The 17751-nt window shown below is 64.3% G+C and carries 16 protein-coding genes and 3 pseudogenes; 10 read left to right on the plus strand and 9 right to left on the minus strand.

Going from position 1 to position 17751, the window contains the following annotated elements:
• Positions 1-4: 4 nt before the first annotated feature.
• Complete coding sequence (locus tag WKW77_RS17215; protein ID WP_340358081.1) at positions 5-910, plus strand: helix-turn-helix domain-containing protein; 906 nt, start codon at positions 5-7, stop codon at positions 908-910.
• A gap of 60 nt (positions 911-970) precedes the next feature.
• Here WKW77_RS17215 and WKW77_RS17220 read toward each other — a convergent pair.
• The 4 genes and pseudogenes from WKW77_RS17220 to WKW77_RS17235 form a co-directional block, all read right to left on the minus strand.
• A pseudogene (locus WKW77_RS17220) lies at positions 971-1414 on the minus strand (peroxidase-related enzyme); the annotation flags it as partial.
• Position 1415: 1 nt separating this feature from the next.
• Positions 1416-2042 (minus strand): annotated as a pseudogene (locus WKW77_RS17225) (branched-chain amino acid ABC transporter permease); the annotation flags it as partial.
• 55 nt (positions 2043-2097) lie between these two features.
• The gene (locus tag WKW77_RS17230; RefSeq protein ID WP_340358082.1) at positions 2098-2415 is read right to left on the minus strand and encodes a hypothetical protein; all 318 of its coding nucleotides are present in this window, start codon (positions 2413-2415) and stop codon (positions 2098-2100) included.
• Positions 2416-2502: 87 nt separating this feature from the next.
• On the minus strand, positions 2503-3000 hold the full coding sequence (locus tag WKW77_RS17235) for an arsenate-mycothiol transferase ArsC (protein ID WP_340358083.1): 498 nt from the start codon (positions 2998-3000) through the stop codon (positions 2503-2505).
• A gap of 249 nt (positions 3001-3249) precedes the next feature.
• Between WKW77_RS17235 and WKW77_RS17240 the strand changes: the two genes are divergently transcribed.
• Entirely contained in the window at positions 3250-3696 is a 447-nt protein-coding gene (locus WKW77_RS17240; protein WP_340358084.1) for a MarR family winged helix-turn-helix transcriptional regulator, read from the plus strand.
• A 15-nt stretch (positions 3697-3711) separates the two neighbouring features.
• Positions 3712-4836: an FUSC family protein gene (locus WKW77_RS17245; protein WP_340358085.1), complete on the plus strand. Its 1125-nt coding sequence runs from the start codon at positions 3712-3714 to the stop codon at positions 4834-4836.
• A gap of 5 nt (positions 4837-4841) precedes the next feature.
• On the opposite strand, the gene WKW77_RS17250 is transcribed toward WKW77_RS17245, so the two are convergent.
• Positions 4842-6236, minus strand: coding sequence for a replication initiation protein (locus WKW77_RS17250; RefSeq protein ID WP_340358086.1), 1395 nt, complete (start codon positions 6234-6236; stop codon positions 4842-4844).
• 653 nt (positions 6237-6889) lie between these two features.
• On the opposite strand from WKW77_RS17250, the gene WKW77_RS17255 reads away from it, so the two are divergent.
• The gene (locus WKW77_RS17255) at positions 6890-8104 is read left to right on the plus strand and encodes an AAA family ATPase (protein ID WP_340358087.1); all 1215 of its coding nucleotides are present in this window, start codon (positions 6890-6892) and stop codon (positions 8102-8104) included.
• 1 nt (position 8105) lies between these two features.
• Positions 8106-9167 (plus strand): ParB/RepB/Spo0J family partition protein, encoded by a 1062-nt coding sequence (locus WKW77_RS17260; protein WP_340358088.1) that lies wholly within the window; start codon positions 8106-8108, stop codon positions 9165-9167.
• Positions 9168-9259: 92 nt separating this feature from the next.
• On the opposite strand, the gene WKW77_RS17265 is transcribed toward WKW77_RS17260, so the two are convergent.
• A complete protein-coding gene (locus WKW77_RS17265) occupies positions 9260-10120 on the minus strand; it encodes a hypothetical protein (RefSeq protein WP_340358089.1) in 861 nt (286 codons plus the stop codon).
• 647 nt (positions 10121-10767) lie between these two features.
• On the opposite strand from WKW77_RS17265, the gene WKW77_RS17270 reads away from it, so the two are divergent.
• From WKW77_RS17270 to WKW77_RS17280, 3 genes and pseudogenes are all read left to right on the plus strand, one after another.
• Positions 10768-11148 carry a glutaredoxin domain-containing protein gene (locus WKW77_RS17270; RefSeq protein WP_340358090.1) on the plus strand — a complete coding sequence of 127 codons (381 nt, stop codon included), beginning with the start codon at positions 10768-10770 and terminating at the stop codon, positions 11146-11148.
• 292 nt (positions 11149-11440) lie between these two features.
• A complete protein-coding gene (locus tag WKW77_RS17275; protein ID WP_340358091.1) occupies positions 11441-12673 on the plus strand; it encodes an alpha/beta fold hydrolase in 1233 nt (410 codons plus the stop codon).
• A gap of 116 nt (positions 12674-12789) precedes the next feature.
• Positions 12790-13134 (plus strand): annotated as a pseudogene (locus WKW77_RS17280) (transposase); the annotation flags it as partial.
• Here WKW77_RS17280 and WKW77_RS17285 read toward each other — a convergent pair.
• The 3 genes from WKW77_RS17285 to WKW77_RS17295 form a co-directional block, all read right to left on the minus strand.
• Positions 13129-13449, minus strand: coding sequence for a GntR family transcriptional regulator (locus tag WKW77_RS17285; RefSeq protein ID WP_340358092.1), 321 nt, complete (start codon positions 13447-13449; stop codon positions 13129-13131). The pseudogene WKW77_RS17280 and the gene WKW77_RS17285 sit on opposite strands and share 6 nt — an antisense overlap.
• Positions 13450-13480: 31 nt before the next feature.
• Entirely contained in the window at positions 13481-14404 is a 924-nt protein-coding gene (locus tag WKW77_RS17290) for an amidohydrolase family protein (protein WP_340358093.1), read from the minus strand.
• Between the two features lie 201 nt (positions 14405-14605).
• On the minus strand, positions 14606-15577 hold the full coding sequence (locus WKW77_RS17295) for a Bug family tripartite tricarboxylate transporter substrate binding protein (RefSeq protein WP_340358094.1): 972 nt from the start codon (positions 15575-15577) through the stop codon (positions 14606-14608).
• 186 nt (positions 15578-15763) lie between these two features.
• On the opposite strand from WKW77_RS17295, the gene WKW77_RS17300 reads away from it, so the two are divergent.
• Together WKW77_RS17300 and WKW77_RS17305 are read left to right on the plus strand one after the other, a co-directional pair.
• Positions 15764-16699 (plus strand): GntR family transcriptional regulator, encoded by a 936-nt coding sequence (locus WKW77_RS17300; RefSeq protein ID WP_340358095.1) that lies wholly within the window; start codon positions 15764-15766, stop codon positions 16697-16699.
• A gap of 193 nt (positions 16700-16892) precedes the next feature.
• Positions 16893-17723 (plus strand): amidohydrolase family protein, encoded by an 831-nt coding sequence (locus WKW77_RS17305; protein ID WP_340358096.1) that lies wholly within the window; start codon positions 16893-16895, stop codon positions 17721-17723.
• Positions 17724-17751 lie beyond the last annotated feature (28 nt).

Here is a 17751-nt window from a genome sequence, read left to right on the forward strand (position 1 = left end):
CTACTTGTACGATTCGAACATCATGCGCGCACCCGGTTCACAGGCGGCCTCCATCCGCTCATACAGCCTCTTCGGCGAATCGAGCCACTTTCCCGATGTGCTGCATTGCGAGACGATCGCCGCGCGATCCATGCTCCATAGTTGGGAACTGGCATCGCACCGGCATTCGCGCCTGCATCAATTGCTCCTCTTGCGGACAGGCCGCGGCAGGGCGTGGCTCGAATCCGGTGAAACGGCGATGGGCCGGCACACGCTGGTCAACATCCCCGTGGGCGACGTGCATGCCTTCTCCTTCTCGCCGGGCACCCAAGGCTGGGTCCTGAGCCTGCCCGATGAACTGCTGGCGCAGCAACTGGCCAACGAGCCGACGCTGCGCCAGGCGCTGGCGAACGCCATCGCGATCCCCGTGAGGCCGGATGTCGCAACGCAGTTGATTTCCTTGTTCTCGTCGCTTTGGGCAGCCTACGGGGAGCACGACATACCCGGCCGTTCGCTCGTACTGCTCGGCTTGGGCTCGGCAGTGCTGGGGCTGGCCGGACGGGCTTTGGCCGAGGCTTCGACGCCGGCTGGCGATTCCGCGAGTTCCCGGGTTCTCGGCCGCTTCGAGGCTCTGCTCGAAAGGAAGTTCGCCTCCCCCTGGCGAGTGGGTGACTACGCGAAGGCCCTGGGTGTCACGCCAACGCATCTGAGCCGCGTGGCGCGCAATGCAACGGGCTCGCCAATTTCGCGCCTGGTGGATTCGCGTCGGATGCGCGAGGCCCGCCGACAGCTCGCCTACACCACCGCGAGCGTGGCGGCGATCGGCGAACTGCTCGGCTTCGAGGACCCCGCCCACTTCAGCAGGGTTTTCAGCCGTACCTGCGGATGCTCCCCCCGCGCATTCCGCGCGAGCGTGACCCAGCTCACATGACGATCGTGACGCTCATGGCGCCTCTCCCCCGCCACGCGACCACCCCGCGGGTCTCGGTCTTCACGCCTTCGATCCCGGCTCGCCCAGCGAAAGCATCAGCCGGTTCGTCCAGTTGAAGAACGCCGCGCCGTGGATCACGTCGGAGATGGCGAGGTCGTCCAGCCCGGCCGCGCGCAGGCGCTCGACATGCTCGGGGCCGAAGGCTGGCGGCGTGGCCGACAGGGCCACGGACGCGGCGACGATGGCATCCCACCGCTCGTCGATGTGCGTGCCCACGCCTTCGTCGAGCAGCCGTTGCACTTCCGCGGTCCGGTGCGAGAAGTGCGAGGCGAATCGCGCGTGGACCGACGCGCAGTAGATGCAGCCGTTGTAGCGCGACGTGGCGGCGGCCGCGAGCTCGCGCTCCGCGCGCGGCAGCCCGTGCTCGGGGTTGTAGAAGATGTCCTTGTCGGTGCGCGTGCGTGCGCCGAGGATGTCCGGATCGCGCGCCAGCAGCATGAAATACGACCAGCAGGCCGGCGAGCCCGCCGAGCGCCGAGGCGATCGCGAACACCGTCTGGTTGACGCGATTCACGTCGACGCCCATCTGCAGCGCGGCATCGCGGTCCTGCGCGGTCGCGCGCACCGCCCAGCCGAGCCGCGTGAAGCGCAGGAAGCCGAACAGCAGCGCGGCACTGGCAAGGCCGATGCCCGCGATCAGCAGGTCGAGCGCGCCGATGGTGCCGCTGCCGATTTGCAGGCGCCAGTCCGGAAGCTGCGTCGGCAATGCGCGCGGATCGGGACTGAAGGCCAGCTGCACCAGGATGTCGAGCACGAAGCTGATGCCGATGGTTGCCAGCAGCGGCGCGATGCGCGCCGCGCCCTGCAGCGGCCTGAGGCCCACGCGCTCGATCAGCATGCCGAGCAGGCCGGCACCGGCGACGACCAGGAGGATCGTCACCGGCAGCGGCGTGCGCAGCCAGGTGATGGCTGCCCACCCGATGTACGCGCCCACCGTGTACACCGATCCGTGCGCGAAGTTGATCAGGTGCGAGACGCCGAAGATCAGCGCCAGACCGACCGCCAGCAGCGCATAGATGTTGCCGATGATCAGGCCGTTGACCGTGTAGTCGAAGAAGGAAGTGAAGCTCATGCGCGGACGTCTCGCGCGACTACTTCGCGGAGGCGACCGCGGGCGGGCTCGTGCCCTACTCGGCGCGCGCTTGCCGGAGCGTGTCGGCGGCGCTCTCCACGCCCGCGCGCGAACAGGCCTGCTCGAGCTCCTCGATCAGCCGGTCGATCTGAGCGAGGAACGTGGTCCGGTCCAGCGGCAAGGGCTGGATGGAAAGGCGCCAGGAAAGATCCGCCAGCGTGCCTTCGCCGGCGCGGCGGGCCCATGGGCGAACCTCGCAGAAGCACAGTGCCGCAAGGTGGCCCAGGTCCAGGCGCTTGCGCGCGACCCCGATTTCCGCCGCGAGATCTTCGAGGCGGTCGCGGAGCTGGGCGGTGACGCTTTCATCGTTCATGTTGCAATGCAACATTGCCAGCCCCGCCCGAGGTCCGTCAAGCGCGCGATTAGTGCGGCAACCCTCGGGAAGAGCTTGACAGCGCCCCTACTGCATGTACGCGAGATCGCGCACATCCGACCGGATCGCATCCCGGTCCGGGCCGTGCAGCGGCAGGCTGACCATCAGTTCCAGGCGCCGGCGCAATGCGTAGAGCATCAAGAGCGCGGCGCGGGCGGACTCCTCGGGATGGCTCATGGCGGCAACGTCCGGAAAGTCCCAGAGCGCCGCATCGGGCTGCCCCGGCCACCGCGGCTGCAGCGACAGCATCTCGGCGTCGAGCGTGATGACGAAGTTGGCCTGCGGCGAACCGCTGCGCGTCAACTCGCTCCAGCTGCGGGGCAACTGGGTCGGCACCGGCATGCGTGCGCTCGCGAGGGCGCTGATGGCTGCGGGATCGATGGTGTCGCGCAGATGCGCGGGATGCCCGCACGAGTACGCTGCGAAGCGCTCGCTTCCGAGATGGGAAAGACAGGCTTGGGCGAGCATGCTGCGCAAGGTGTTGCGACGCGAAACGAAGACCACCACGAACCGCCTGAGGGCCATTGCAAGCTGTCTGAAACCAACGGTAAGACGTAGCGTAAGCAAGCCCGGCGAACTCGGCAATCGAGGGTTGTCCCGAGACAGGCACGGTCGGTCTCGAGCGGCGCGCGAATCCGGGCCATTCATGCACCAACTCCGCTTGCGGTCGCAGCAGTCACAGCAGTCACAGCAGTCACAGCAGTCACAGCAGTCACAGCAGTCAAGTTGACTGCAAATCATTTGAATTCAAATGATTTGTATATAATCACATGCATGGCAACCCCATCCCCTGAACACCATCGACGCATCGGCATCCGCCTCGTCGGGCTCGCCCGCCGCTGGCGGCAGGCGCTGGATGCTCGACTGTCTTCGGCGGGCCTGAGCGACGCCACCTGGTCGGCGCTGGTCCATCTGCACGAAATGGGCGACGGCATCTCGCAAAGCCAGCTCGCCGCTGCGGCCGGGCTCGACGGCTCCAGCCTGGTCAGGCTGCTCGACATCCTGGTGGGCCAGGAACTCGTCGAGCGCCGGCCGCACGCCTCCGACCGCCGCGTGAAGCTGCTCCATCTCACGCCAGCCGGACGCCGCGCAGTCAGCTCGATCCGCAAGCGACTCGGGGCGATCGAGGACGAACTGCTCGCCGACATCGACGACGAAGAGGCCCGCGTTCTGCTGCGTGCATTCGAGAAGATCGAATCGCGCATCGCGGCATCGAACTGAACGCGCGCACGCACCATGACCGCATCACTGCCTGATTCCCGGAATCCGCGCCGCGTCGGGCACGGCGAATCCGCCCGCCTTCTCCTGTCACCGGCACGCATCCGCGAAAGCTTCTCGGTCACATCGTCTCCGCCGCTGCGCAATGCGGCGGTGGCGGGCATGCAGGCCTCGCTGGCGGCGTTGATCGCGGTGTCGCTCGCGCATTTCTCGCCATGGGCGCATCTGGAGGGCTTTCCCGCGCTGGGCGTGCTGGCAGCGCTGTTCGGCCGCTTCGCGCAGCCCGGCCCGCGCATGCGCATCGTCGCGACGGCAGGCGCGCTGCTGCTGGTCTCGGTCGGCCTGCCGACGCTCGCCTCGCGCGCGGGCGCATCGCCGGAAATGATGCTGCTGTGCCTCGCGCTGCTGGCCGGCGCATTGACCGTGGCGGTCACGCAGTGGCGGATCGGCGGACCGGGCGCGGTCATCTTCGTCTTCGCGGCCTCCGCGGCGCTCGGGCCGGTGGATTCATGGCACGCGGCGGCCGCGCGGCTTGCCCTCACGGCGGCCGGATCGATGGTCGCCTGGGTCGTGTGCCGGCTCACGGACGGCTTGCGTTCCGAGACGGCGCCGCCGGTCCCGGCGCCCGGTAGCGTGCGGCCGGCGGGTCACTGGCTCGCCGCGGCGGGCCGCGTGGCCTTCTGCGCCGCCATCGCATCGATGCTGGCGCACGCCGCCGCCCTGCCCTTTCCCGCCTGGGCGGCCATCGGCGCGACGGCGGTGCTGCAAGGTGGCCACCTGCACATCACGATGCACCGGGCGGTGCAGCGCATGTCCGGCACGGTGATCGGCGGCGGCATCGCGGGGCTGATCCTGGCGAACCATCCGTCATTCTGGCTGGTACTTCTCGCAGTGGTCGTGCTGCAGTTCGCGACCGAGGTAGTGATCGGCTTCAACTACGCCTTCGGGCTGGTGTTCGTGACGCCGATGGCCCTGCTGATGACGTCCCTCGCATCGCCTGCCGCCGCGGCTGCGATGCCGATCGCGCGGGTCCTCGACACGGCGCTCGGCGCGCTGGTCGGCATCGCCTTCGCCCTGGTGTTCTCGACGCTGGCCGACCGGGTCCACCTAGCGACGCACCACGCCAGGAAGCAGGCCGGCTGAGGCGCTCAGACCACGCCGGCGTCGCCCAGGTGCGCGGCGACCGCGAGCAGGTCCTCGTCGGTGGGGACGTTCCATCCCGCGCCGATGGTGGCCTCGGCATACATCGCGAGAAAGCGCCCTTTCACCAGCGGATGGGACCAGCCGGCCTTCTTGAAGCGCTTGATGATCTGCGGATGCAGGTCCTGCGCTTCCATGGCCGCGAGCAGATCGCGGATGGTCTGCTGCTGGCTGTCGGGTTGTCGCGCGCGGAAGTCCGCCTCGATGCTGGCGAGCCGGCGCTCCTTCCATGCGGTCTCATAGGCCTGGCGGCGGCGGCCCTGGATCTCGAGCGACTCGGGGCTGTCGGGGTCCTTGCGGGCTTCCCTCGCCACCGCGTTGGCCGTCGCGCGCTGCGCATGGCCCGGCATGAGTGACATCAGATAGCGCTCGGGATCGCGCACCGGCGCGGGGAAGGTGCTCTCGACCCGCCGGCGCAGTTCAGGCAGCGCACTGGCGAGCGCTTCCGAACCGTAGGTGTCGACGATCTTCTCGACGCGCGCATCGGTGATCCCCATTTCCCTCGCCTGCCGCATCGATTCGAGGTCGGCCTTTTCGGGCGCCTGCTGCAGCCCGAGCTGGCGCTGGTCCTTGACCTTGATGTTGAACTGGATCTCGTTGATGAAGCGCCCGCTCTTGTGCTCGACCAGCTCGATCACGAAGTCGGTGTTGGCATTGACCTGCGCGATCGCGGGCTTGAGCACGTCGCGCTTGAAGAAGGAGTAGTCCAGCTTCTCCAGGCGCTCCGGATCAGGCACCCGCCCCGTCATCGGGTCATGCCACCAGCGCCAGGCCTGACGCGGGCTCTTGGCGACGTTCTGGTAGCGGCAGGCCAGCTCGTAGAGAAAGACCGCCGCATGCGTCGTGAGCTGCGAGACCATGGCGAGGTTCATGCGCGCGAAGACGCGCGGATTCAGCAGCTCGTGGCGCAGCGCCGGCGCGAAGGCCCATGACACCCAGACCTGGTTGCGGACTTTCTCCAGCTCGCACTGCGACAGAAGGCCGCAGACCGTCCAGCGGCTGCCCTCCCCCGTCGTCGGCGACTGCCACTCGACGGTGGTCTTGACCATCGAACGCAGGTGTTTCTTGACCACCGCGATGTCGTTCGAGTCGTAGCGCAGCAGATGGACCACCTCTTCCAGCGGGGCGCGATGGACCTCCACCTCCGCACCCTTGCGCAATTCGTCCTGGGCCAGGCTCAGCAGCACGTTGTAGGTCTTGCGCGCGAGCACGGTGATGCGCTCGCTCTGCGCGACGACCGCCAGCGCGTTGACCGGCTTCTTCAGCGGCTGGTAATCGTCGACACCCACGGTGGCCACTTCGTGGCGCGGATCGTTGTCGGCGGTTGAGTAGGAAAGGGGCATGTCGGAAGAGGAAGGCCGGGGGACTGTAACCGCCTTCGGCGTCAGGTGAAAGCGCATTTTCATGTGTGGAGAGGCGGAAGCGCTTGGCCTGAACCGGGGGGTCCTCCTGCGTGGCGCCGGGTTGGGGGCGTCCAAATCCTGTGAAAGCTCATGTTGCTTTGCACCAATTTGCGGCGGCTGGCGACCGTTCGCTCCCGTTGGAGCTCACTTCAGACGCCTCAAATGCGGTGCGAGGCGACGTTTTGAGGCCTTTTCGCGACGCTTCGGGCCCCCCGAACCCACACGGCTGGGCTCCTGCAAGGCCTCGGATCCGGTCCCGAACCCACCGTGTCCGAATCCTGCCGAAGCTCGACAGCTTCCTGTTGTTTCTCGCGAAATCGCCGTAAGTTATTGATTTTATTGAATATTCTTCGCCCTAAAGGTATTAGAGGCTTTCAAGGTATTTCTATTTCTTCAACCCGTACCCCGGGGCTTTTCAGGCAAGAAGACTGAGGGCCAAACCTTCACATGAGTGATTTCGGGATTTGTGTTGGAGGATTTTGGGTGATCGGGGACAATTTGCCCAAATCACACAAAATGGAATGTGTGAAATGCATCTAAGCAAAGGAGTGTGGATGAACGAACTAACTCAAACAAGTCCGACCGAGATCTTTTTGAAGACTTCGACCATGGCGGACATCAAGCTGCAGGCCCAGCGGGCAAGCGAGATGGTCGGCGCGGTGCGGGCCAAGATGCTGGCGCCCTCGGCGCAGAAGAACAGCCCGGTCTTCATCCAGAAGGAAGTCGCTGAGCGTTGCGGGCTGGAGCCAGGCCAGTTCAGCTATCGGATGAAGAACAGCGACCTACCTCCCCTGCCCCAAGGCAACCTCGATCCCAAGAGCCGCCGCAGGGAATTCAGTCTCGCGGAGACGCGAACCTGGGTCAAGGAGTTCCGCCGCAACCGGCTTCGGCCGGCGGGCGCCGAAGCGGTGGTGATCAGCATCGCCAACTTCAAGGGCGGCGTCGGCAAGTCGACCACGGCCATGACGCTTGCCCAGGGACTCACCCTGCTCGGGCATCGGGTTCTGCTGATCGACGCGGATCCGCAGGGATCGTTGTCGACGCTGACCGGTCTTGTGCCGGACCTCGACGTCCAGGAGGAGGACACCTTCATGCTGCTCGCGCTCGGCGAGGAGGACTCCATCCGCTACGCGATCCGGCCGACCTACTGGGATGGCCTCGACATCGTGGCTGCAGCGCCCCTGCTCTTCGGCATCGAATTCAACCTGCCGGCGCGGCAGGTCAAGGAAATGGCCAACGGCTTCGAATTCTGGAACGTGCTGAACCTCGGCATCGACGACGTGCGCGAAGACTATGACGTGATCATCATCGACACGGCGCCGGCGCTCTCTTACGGCACCGTCAATGCGCTCATGGCCAGCAACGGGATCATCATGCCGTTGCCGCCGAACGCCCTGGACTTTGCTTCGGGCGCGCAGTTCTGGACGCTTTTCACCGACCTGACCGAAAACCTGATCGGTGCCGGAGGCAGCACCAAGACCTTCGATTTCATCAATGTGCTGTTGTCGCGGGTCGACAGCGACGACGCGAGCACCATGGTCCGCAAATGGATCATCCAGACCTATGGCGACAAGGTGCTGCCGGCGGAGATCCCGCGCACCGTGGTCACGTCGGCCGCCAGTGCGGAGTTCAACACCGTCTACGACATTTCCCGCTACGACTGGAACGCCCGAACCTACAAGCGTGCCCGCGAGGCCTATGACAACCTGGTTGCCTACATGGAGGGCGTGGTTCGCGCCGTGTGGCTCAAGAACCTGAGTCATGCGTCGGAAGCGGTGGTGCGTCCCGCTGTGATGGAAGGAGTCTGAGATGGCGAGTCGTCGATTTCTCGAGAAGGGCAATGCGATCACGTTGCCGTCCGACGCGCCGAGCTCGCCTGAACCCCATCCGCCGGCAGCCAATTCCCCGGTGCCAGCGGCAGTGCCCTCCGGCATCGGGGCGCGGCCGCCGCGCACCGCGATCGGCGGTATGGCGGCGTTCATGCAGGCGGAGTCGGTCGCGAACAAGCGGCTGGAGCAGCTCGAAAAGGACTATGCGCCTTTCGTGGGTGCGGACCCGGTCAGGCAACTGGACCCGCGGACCATCCGCCGTTCGCGCTGGGCGAATCGCCACCAGACCGCTTTCGCCATGCGTGAGTTTGCCGAACTGAAGGAAGACATCCGCAGCGCAGGCGGGAATGTTCAGGCGATCAAGGTTCGTCCGGTGCGCAGCGAAGACCTGAGCGAAGCGGAGAAGGGCGCCGAGCCGCCGGTTCAGTACGAAGTGGTGTTCGGGCACCGGCGCCATGCCGCTTGCCTCGAACTGGGTCTGCCGGTGAGCGCGGTGATCAAGTCGATGAGCGATCGCGAGCTGTTCGGGGAGATGGACCGCGAAAACCGCAAGCGTGAAGATCTGTCGGCCTACGAGCAGGGCGTGATGTACCTGAACGCCCTGGAGTCCGGCCTGTTCGAATCGATGCGCAAGTTGGCCGAGGCGGTGGGCGTCGACCATGGGCTCGTCAGCAAGGCGGTGGGCGTGGCGCAGTTGCCGGACGTGGTGGTGCAGGCTTTTGATTCGCCGGTCGAGATCCAGTACCGCTGGGCGAAGCCGTTGAGTGAAGCCTTGCAGCGCGACCCGGATGGACTGATGGAGCGTGCGCGGCGTGTCCGGCACAGTGGTGCGACCGTCACCCCCGGGACGATCTATGCGGCGCTGATTGGTGAAGCCTCGGAAGCGGCGTCGGTTTCTGCGGCGTCCGAGATCGTGGGACGCGCCGGCAAGGTGTCCGTGTCGAAGGACAAGAAGGGCCGGCTGTTGCTGAAGTTCGATCGGCCGGTCAGCGCGGTCTTGCAAGCGGAAGTCGAAAAGGCGCTGCGCTCGATCCTGAGCTGAGAAGTCGGAGCAAAAGAGAAGGGGTGGTGAACGGTTCACCACCCCTTTTTTCATGGGCGCGGGGGAGGGTGGTGAACCGTTCACCACCCGTTTCAGGAGGCGGGCCCCCCACGGTTCTCGATGCGTTCGAGCGCTTCCAGCATGTCGCCGATCATCGACTTCAACACCCCCATGTCGCGATCCCGCCGGGCTTCAACCAGCGGGTCGGGCCCAACCCCCGGCGTGCGGCCCGACAATGCGTCCTGGGCGCGAGCGACTGCCTCGTCAAGTCTGGTGATCAGGTTGTTCCGCAGTGCGGAGAACTGCGCCAGCTCACGCTTGACTGCAACCATTTCCTCATGGAGCGCGGCGAGTTGCACCTCGATCTTCTCCAGCGTGGCGTCAGCGCGATTCGCAGCCGCCGACGGAACTTCGGTAGCTGCACCCGACGGCCGCAGACGTTCGACAGCGGACTGCAGGCGATCCGCGGTACGGGCGACCGCCAGTTCGACGATGGCTTGCGTGTCGGTGTGCGTGAGGTGAGGCCATTGATCCCGAACGCGCTGGAGCGCGAGTTCGGTGTGCAAGGCCAGCCCTGGACGTCCTGCGCGGCGGGGGCGGCGCAGGCTTTCCCGGGTGAATGAAGAATCGGCCTCGACCATGTCGCTGGCGCCGTCCGACCTGCAGTCTGCGAAGATGCCCATGGCATTCCACTTCTTTAGCGTAGATTCCGAGGGCGCCTGCGGACCGTGCGTCATCGTCAGGATGCGGCCGAGTTCCGCAAGCGTGCAGGTCGAAGGCCATGGCGGCGATATAGAGGAGGTCTCGGCGGGGGAGGGGGTCCGCCGGTCGAGCATGGCCGAGGGTGGCCAAACGAGATCGGAATCGCTCATGCGGTGAACATAGTTTTGGTTACCAAATAACCCAATTATGAGCTGCTTGTGTGCCAACCGGCAAGAAAGTCCTTTGTTCACCCTGATTTCCGTGGAACATCTCCATCAAAACAGCCAAAAAGCGACCTAACTACTTGTCAGTAATGAAAAAAATCTCACGTATCAAAATGTCGTGAAACAGTGCGTGGGAACGATCTGAAGTGCAGTGGCTGGGTCTGGGGTGGCAGTTCGGATTTGCGGAACGGGGGAGCGGTCCGTTCTCAGACCGAGACCGCCAGATCGAGTTGATGTTCCGGCAAGTGGTGTAAGTCTTCGTTCACTCGCTGCACGGCAAGGCGCGTAGGGCGTAGCCCGAAGCGGCTTGCCGTGCAGCGGCCGCTCTTCGGCGTGGTCATCGTGAAGTCCGGATAAGTTTGAGGTGCGACCCACCAAACCTGTCCATAACGGAAATCACAATGACCACCGCCACGATGGCATTGGCCGAGCTCGCCGAGAAGGGAGCCGACACCACTCGGCTGTCCGCAGTAGCTCGCTGAGCACCGTGCATCTCAGCCCTGTCCGGGCTGTGGACCTACACCACGGGATGGGATGCGACCACTGCCTCGCTGCGGTCTTACGTGCGGAGGCCGATGCCGACAGGCAGAGGTAAGCAAAAGCGACGGTACGCTGTACATCTGCGTGCCGCCGTTGCGATACATTCGCCCGCTTCACTATCCACCGAAGTGCCCATGCCGCGTCCGATTCTTGACGAAGCCCGCATCCATCCCCACATTCGCGGCAAGGTCGCCGAGCATCAGCAGGGCATCGTGCGAGAGGTCATGCATGCGGTGGACACCAACGACGTGGTGGTGGTCGGCATGGGGTTGAATCCCTTCCCCAAGAAAGCGCGCAAGGCGCTAGAAGCCGCTGGCCAGCCGTTTTGTTATCTGGAGTACGGAAGCTATCTCAACACCTGGAGGGAGCGCAATGCGCTCAAGATGTGGACCGGCTGGCCCACATTTCCGATGGTGTTCGTCAAGGGTACGCTGATTGGCGGTGCCTCTGATTTGCAGAAGCTGATCGACAGCGGCGAGTTGAAGGAAGCTCTGGCGCGAAGCGTCGGAGCCTGAGTTCGAATCCGGCGTGGCAAGATTAGGGCGAAGCGCACAGCAAGGTCTTTTCTGAGCGTCCCTTCAGGTTTCGAACCCTTCCCTCGGAGGACAAGTCTCAGTGGCCAATCGTGGGCCGGCATGCTGAGACGCCACACGGCCCTCAAGCAGACGTGAAGTACGAGCCGTCTCAGTGACTCGCTCGCTACTTGTTGTTGCACCGCACTTTCAGTGCTACCCGAATCGAGAATGGGCCGCCGCAGGCAATCAGGTCGCGCGGAGGCCGGCGTACGTTCGGGTTCTAATGCAAGCCATGAGTACGACCTACCGCATGCCCGGGGCAGTTTTGACCGAGCGCGAGCACTCGGTTCCCTTGGTTCACGGCGACCCGCTGCGTGGCACGATCAGCGTGTTCACGCGCGAGCTTGCTGCCCCGGACGGTCTTGATCGCCCCTACCTCGTGTTTCTGCAGGGTGGCCCAGGCTTCGAGGCCGCCCGCCCGACGAGCCCGCCCTCAGGGTGGATGGCGCGTGCCCTTGCGGACTTCCGGGTCCTGCTGCTTGACCAGCGGGGCACAGGGCGCTCCACGCCCGTCGGGCCGGTCATCCCAGGGGCAGTGCCTGCCGACCAAGCCGAGTACCTCACGCATTTCCGCGCCGACTCGATCGTGCGCGACCTCGAACTGATCCGCGCAGAACTCGGCGTCGAGCGCTGGAGTCTGCTCGGTCAGAGCTTCGGGGGATTCACCTCGCTCACCTATCTGTCGCTGGCGCCCGAGGGCCTGCGGGAGGTATTGATCACCGGCGGCCTCGCGCCGATCACGAATCGGCCGGTCGACGAGGTCTACGCGGCGACATGGGCGCGCGTGCGCGAGGCGAATCAGCGCTATCACGCGCGATACCCAGGAGACCTCGATCGTTTGCGGACGATCCTGCGCCGGCTCGACGAGGAAGATGTCCGCTTGCCCAACGGCGACCGCCTCACATCGCGTCGGTTTCGGCAGACCGGAATGTGGCTCGGCGACAGCGCCGGGTTCGAACGGCTGCACCACCTGCTCGAGTTGCCCTTCGGCTCGGCCGCATTCATGGTCGACGCGCAGATGGCATCATCCTGGGAGCGCAATCCGATCTACGCGACGCTCCATGAGTCCTCGTACGCCGACGGGGGTGCCACTCGCTGGTCGGCACACCGGCTCGCGCCCGAGGAGGCGATGACCGGCGCCCTCCTCGGCGCAGAGCACGTCTTCCCTTGGATGTGGGACGACTACGCGGGCTTGCGCGCACACCGCGAGGTGGCGCAGCTTCTGGCCGAGCATCCATGGCCGCGCCTGTACGACGCTGACCGCCTCGCCCGCAATGAGGTCCCAGTGGCAGCGACCGTGTATGTCGACGATGTCTATGTGGAGCGGTCATTTGCCGAGGAGACGGCCCGTGGCGTTCGTGGGCTGCGGGCCTGGGTTACCAACGAGTACGCCCACAACGGCCTGCGGGCCGATGGCGAGCGCATCGTGGGTCGCCTGCTCGACATGGTCCGCGGCCGGGCCTGAACCGATGGACGTGGCCTTCGCGTACTCAGCAATGTCTGCAGAGCGCTGGCTAGGAGTCTGGGCGGCAGAAGCCGGTTTCGTGTCCTCGCCCGAAGGGCGAGGGGCGTTCATGAGCGATGGCCGCGACCTACTTGCCCTACCCTCAGCAGATGCTGCTATTGCCTGAGGCGATGCAGGACTGGTTGCCCGAAGGGCATCTGGCGCACTTCATCAGCGACACGGTAGACATGCTGGACTTGGGCGCGTTCCATGCCCGCTACGACAAGGACGGTCCGCGCAACCAGCCGTTTCACCCGGCCATGATGGTCAAGGTGCTGATCTACGGCGACGCCACGGGCGTATTCAGCTCGCGCAAGATCGCGCGCAAGCTGCACGAGGACGTGGCCTTCCGGGTGCTGGCGGCAGGCAACTTCCCGGCGCACCGCACGATCCGGGACTTCCGCGCCTTGCACCTGTTAGATGGCCTCGTCAGAGCCCTCCAACTTCGGTAGCGTCCACGTTCCGAATTCGCGAGGGGTCACCCCCACCTGGAAACCCTTGTTCGGCTGTGATCGCACGACCCCCGCCGTCTGCAAAAACTGCAGTGCCTTGCGCACGGGCGAGCGCGAAACGCCAAGTTCGCTGCTGAGACGTTGCTCTGTCAGCCGATGACCTACTTCAAACCCTTCGCGTCGGATCATGGCCACAATCTGGTCGGCCAGCGAGTTGACGAGAGGGCTGAAGCTTTGCGGTCGGGGTGAGTTCTTCAATCGACTGCACCTGCCGGACGACCCCAATGCGAGATGAGGATGACTCGCAGGCGGTCACTCATGCGAAACCGTAGAGCCTCGCGGCGTTCTCCGCAAGAATCTCCTGGCGCATACGCGCCTCAGGCACCCATTGCGCGAGGAGGTCAAGCACCTGTCCGTCATTGATGACGCGGAAGGGTTCCACCTGCGAAAGATCGCCGCCCCGATTGGAAGAACTTCCCGTGTGCGGCCAGTCGGACGCCCAGATCAGGTGTTGCGGCGCTGCATCCACCAATGCACGGACATAGGGGGCCAGGTCCGCGTAGTCCGGGTGCTTGGATGCGCGATAGGGCGCCGAGAGCTTCACATAAACGTTTCGCTCGCGAGCCAGGGTGACCAGTTTGGAGAATCCTTCCTGGTTGATGCCCTGCTCAGCGCGAAGGCCGCCGAAGTGGTCGAGAACGATGGGGGTCTTCGCTTCGGCGAGGGTATCCGAGATCCCATCGATGACCTTGAGATCAGCGTAGATTTGAATCGACCACTTCGGGCCAGAGACCACGTCCAGAGCTTGCTTGACCGCGGCACGCGCGCGATCTGCGCTGTGATCCCCACGGACCTCGAGGTTCAGGCGGATCGAGCGCACGCCAGCCGAATGCAAAGCCTCAAGTTCTGCTGCCGTGGTGCGTTGAGGGTCGATAACAGCCACGCCGCGCGCGCGATCCTTGCCCAGTTGAGCAAGTGCGTCCACGAGGCAACGATTGTCTGTCCCGTAGCCGCTTGGTTGGACGAGAACCACGCGCTCAATGCCTAGCCGCCGTTCGAAGGCAAGCAAGTCCTGCACGGTGGCGGTCCCAGGGGTGTAGGTGCGTTGAGGCACGTAGGGGAAGCGTGCCGGATCGAAAATGTGAACATGGCAGTCGCAACTGCGCGGCGGAACCGGCACGCGCGGCGCACTGACGTGGTCAAGGCCGGCGCTGGCGCCGGTCTTCGTGGTCTTTGACATTGAGCTGCAACCCGCAGTGGCGGCCGTGGCGGCGACCGCAATTGCTCCGAGAAATGCGCGACGTGACGTGTGATGAGAGTTCAAGACTTTCTTTCGTGTACTCAGGATGTTGTAGTGGGAAGAACGCGTGCCAGGCGCGCCGTTGCGGCCGCTATAAAGCGCCGCAAGAAGCACAGGATGTGTTTGGGAAGCGACGGCCGGTCAATCGACCTTTACGTTCGCTTCCTTCACCACCTTGGCCCATCGATCGGACTGCGCCTTCATGAACTCCGCCATCTGCGCCGGAGTGCCTCCGACGGGCACTGCGCCGATCGAAACGAGTCGCTCCGCAACCGTCGGATCTTTGAGAACGGCATTGATCTCGGTGTTGAGCCATTGCACAGCGGAGGCGGGCGTGTTGGCCGGCGCAAGGATGCCGTACCAAACAGGAACGTCGAAGTCCTTCAGACCTTGCTCAGCAAAGGTCGGTACGTTCGGAAGCTCCTTCAGTCGCACGTCGCCCGTGACGGCGAGGGCGCGGACCTTGCCGCCTTTGACGTGAGGCAGGGCGGACGAAGCGGTGTCGAACATCATGTCGACTTGCCCTCCGATGAGATCGGTCATCGCAGGAGCGCTGCCCTTGTAGGGAACATGCGTCATGTCGGTCTTGGTCAGCAGCTTGAACAACTCGCCTCCCAAATGCACCGAGGTGCCGGAACCGCCTGAGGCGTAATTGAGTTTGCCTGGCTTGGCCTTGGCAGCGGCGATCACAGCGTTGACGTCCTTGAACGGGGAGTTCGCCGGAACGATCAGCACCGTGGGCGCTGTCGCAATGTGAGCCACTGGCACGAAGCTCTTCTGTGGGTCGTACTTGAGGTTCGGGTAGATGTACGGGTTGATGGACAGCGTGATTTGCCCAAGGAGCAAGGTGTAGCCGTCCGGGGCGGCGCGGGATGCCAGTTCGTTTCCGATGTTCGTCCCTGCGCCGCCGCGGTTGTCGATGATGAACGACTTCCCGCTGCGTTCGCCAAGCTTCGTCACAACGGCGCGGGCAATGTTGTCGCTACCGCCACCGGCGGCGAAGGGCACGATGACGGTCACCGTCTTGGTGGGATAAGCCTGTGCAAGTACCCCGGGCGGGGTAAAAGCCAGAAAGGATGCGGCGGCGGCAGCGCAGAGTGATCGAATGTTCATGAGGCGTCTCGGCTTGGGTTTGAGATGGGTTTCACTTAGAATGCGTTTATTGGAGCGAAAACGCACTAATGCCGTCAATCCAAAATCGTTATTGTTTTCCCTAATACGCTCAAAAAGACAATCTGGGACCCTATGAGGCACTGATCGGGCCTACCGGGTCCGCTTGGCTTGGCAAAATCTGCATCCATGGCTTCTGATCTCACGCTCAATCAGCAAAAGGTCCTGCGTGAAATCGTGGGATACATCCGGCGGGAACGACTGCCCGTTGGTGCCCGGCTGCCTGAATGGACCCTTGCCAATCTGACCGGGACGTCGAGATCTCCGGTGCGCGCTGTTCTGGATCACCTCGTCGAGGCAGGCGTCGTGCGCTACGACAAGAACCGGGGGTACTCGGTACTCACGGATGTGGATCGCCTCGCGAACGATGTCGTCGACGAGATGAATTCGGCTGACGACCCCCTCTACCTGCAAGTTGCGGATGCGCGGCTCAGGGGGCAATTGGAAGAGTCCGTGACGGAAGCGGACCTCACGCGTCTGCTCGGGGCATCCCGCAGTGAAGTCCGTCGCGTCCTGGTCAGGGCACAGGCCGAGGGCTGGGCGGAGCGGGAGGCTGGCTACGGATGGCGCTTCTTGCCGATGATCGATTCGCTGGAGGCGTATGACGACATGTACGCGTTGCGCCTCGCGATCGAGCCCGCCGGGCTGCTCAGTCCAAAGTTCAAACCCGACATGAAAGAACTGCAGGAGTTGCGCGGCCAACAACAAGCCATTCTGGATGGCGCCTACCAAAGCGCCACAGAGCGGTTCGAGTCAAATGCCAGGTTCCATGAGCTGATCGCCGGCTGGTCCGGCAACCGGTTCGCCCTGCAGACGCTCAGGCGCCTGGACCAGCTTCGACGGCTGGCGGAATACCGGCAGGCCAAGCAGGACCTGCCCCGCGCAATCCTCGCCCGGGAACACTTGGAAATCCTTGCGGCCATCGAGGCCGGGGACAGCTTGGCGGCGGCGAGTCTGATGAAGCGACACCTGAGCGGTGCCCGCTTGAAGAAGGTAACTGGCGACGTGTTCGCGCCAGCTCCGGACCAGACGGCGGCCACGCCCACGGATACGTTGCCGGCCTGAGCGTCGGGCACACCCACATCTCCATTTCATCGCGCGCTTTGTTGTGCGTGCGAAGCATCCTTGCTCGTGCTGAGCGGGCGGGTCTCTGCTGAACGGCACGCACCCAGGGCACAGCCCGAGTAAATTGTTCTTTGGTATTGACAAAGACAACTGCCGCATCTACAGTTCATTGTGTTTCTGGAGACAAATGAACATGACAAAGCCCAAGGAAAAGTCGCTGATAGATGCAATCGACACGCACGCGCATGTCTTTCATCGTGGGCTCAAGTTCATCGAATCAAGACGTTTCACTCCGAACTACGACGCGGCGCTTGATCAATACCTGTCTCACTTGGATGAGCAGGGCATCGCCCGGGGCGTCCTGATTGCCTTGAGCGTGCTCGGCACGGACAACAGCTATCTGCTCGACAGTTTGCGCAGCGCGCCAGAGCGCTTGCGTGGTGTCGTGGCGATCGATCCCGCCGAGGATCTCGACCGGCTGGACGATTTCGCTTCGGCGGGCGTGGTCGGGGTGCGCGTCAATCTCACCGGCGGCCTCCCCGTGCCTGATTTCCGGACGGGTGCGTGGTCCGAAGTCGCAGCGGAGCTTGCGCGACGGGACTGGCACCTCGAAATCAACGACCGGTGCGAGCGCTTGACTCAATCGATCGAACCCCTCATCGACGCTGGTGTGCGAGTCGTCGTCGACCACTTTGGCATGCCGGACGCCAAGTCGGGCGTCGATGACCCGGCATTCCAGCAATTGCTGAGCTTCGCAGCCTCGCGCCGCGTGTGGGTCAAGCTCTCTGGCGACTACAGGTTCGGCGCCGAACTCGCGCGGCAGGCGGCGCCTCTGCTCGTGGACTCCTTCAAGGCTGACCGATTGTTGTGGGCCAGTGACTGGCCTTTCACCCAGCACGAAGGCACCGAGAACTACAGGGCCCAGCTTTCAAAGCTCGAAACCTGGGTTCCGAACCAGTCCGACAGACACGTTGTGCTCTGCGAAACACCAGCCGAACTCTTCAAGTTCGACAAGAACCCCTGATTCCGCCTCACGGCAACAACTCCATGAA

This window comes from Variovorax ureilyticus (genome assembly GCF_037889935.1).
GTDB lineage: Bacteria > Pseudomonadota > Gammaproteobacteria > Burkholderiales > Burkholderiaceae_C > Variovorax > Variovorax ureilyticus.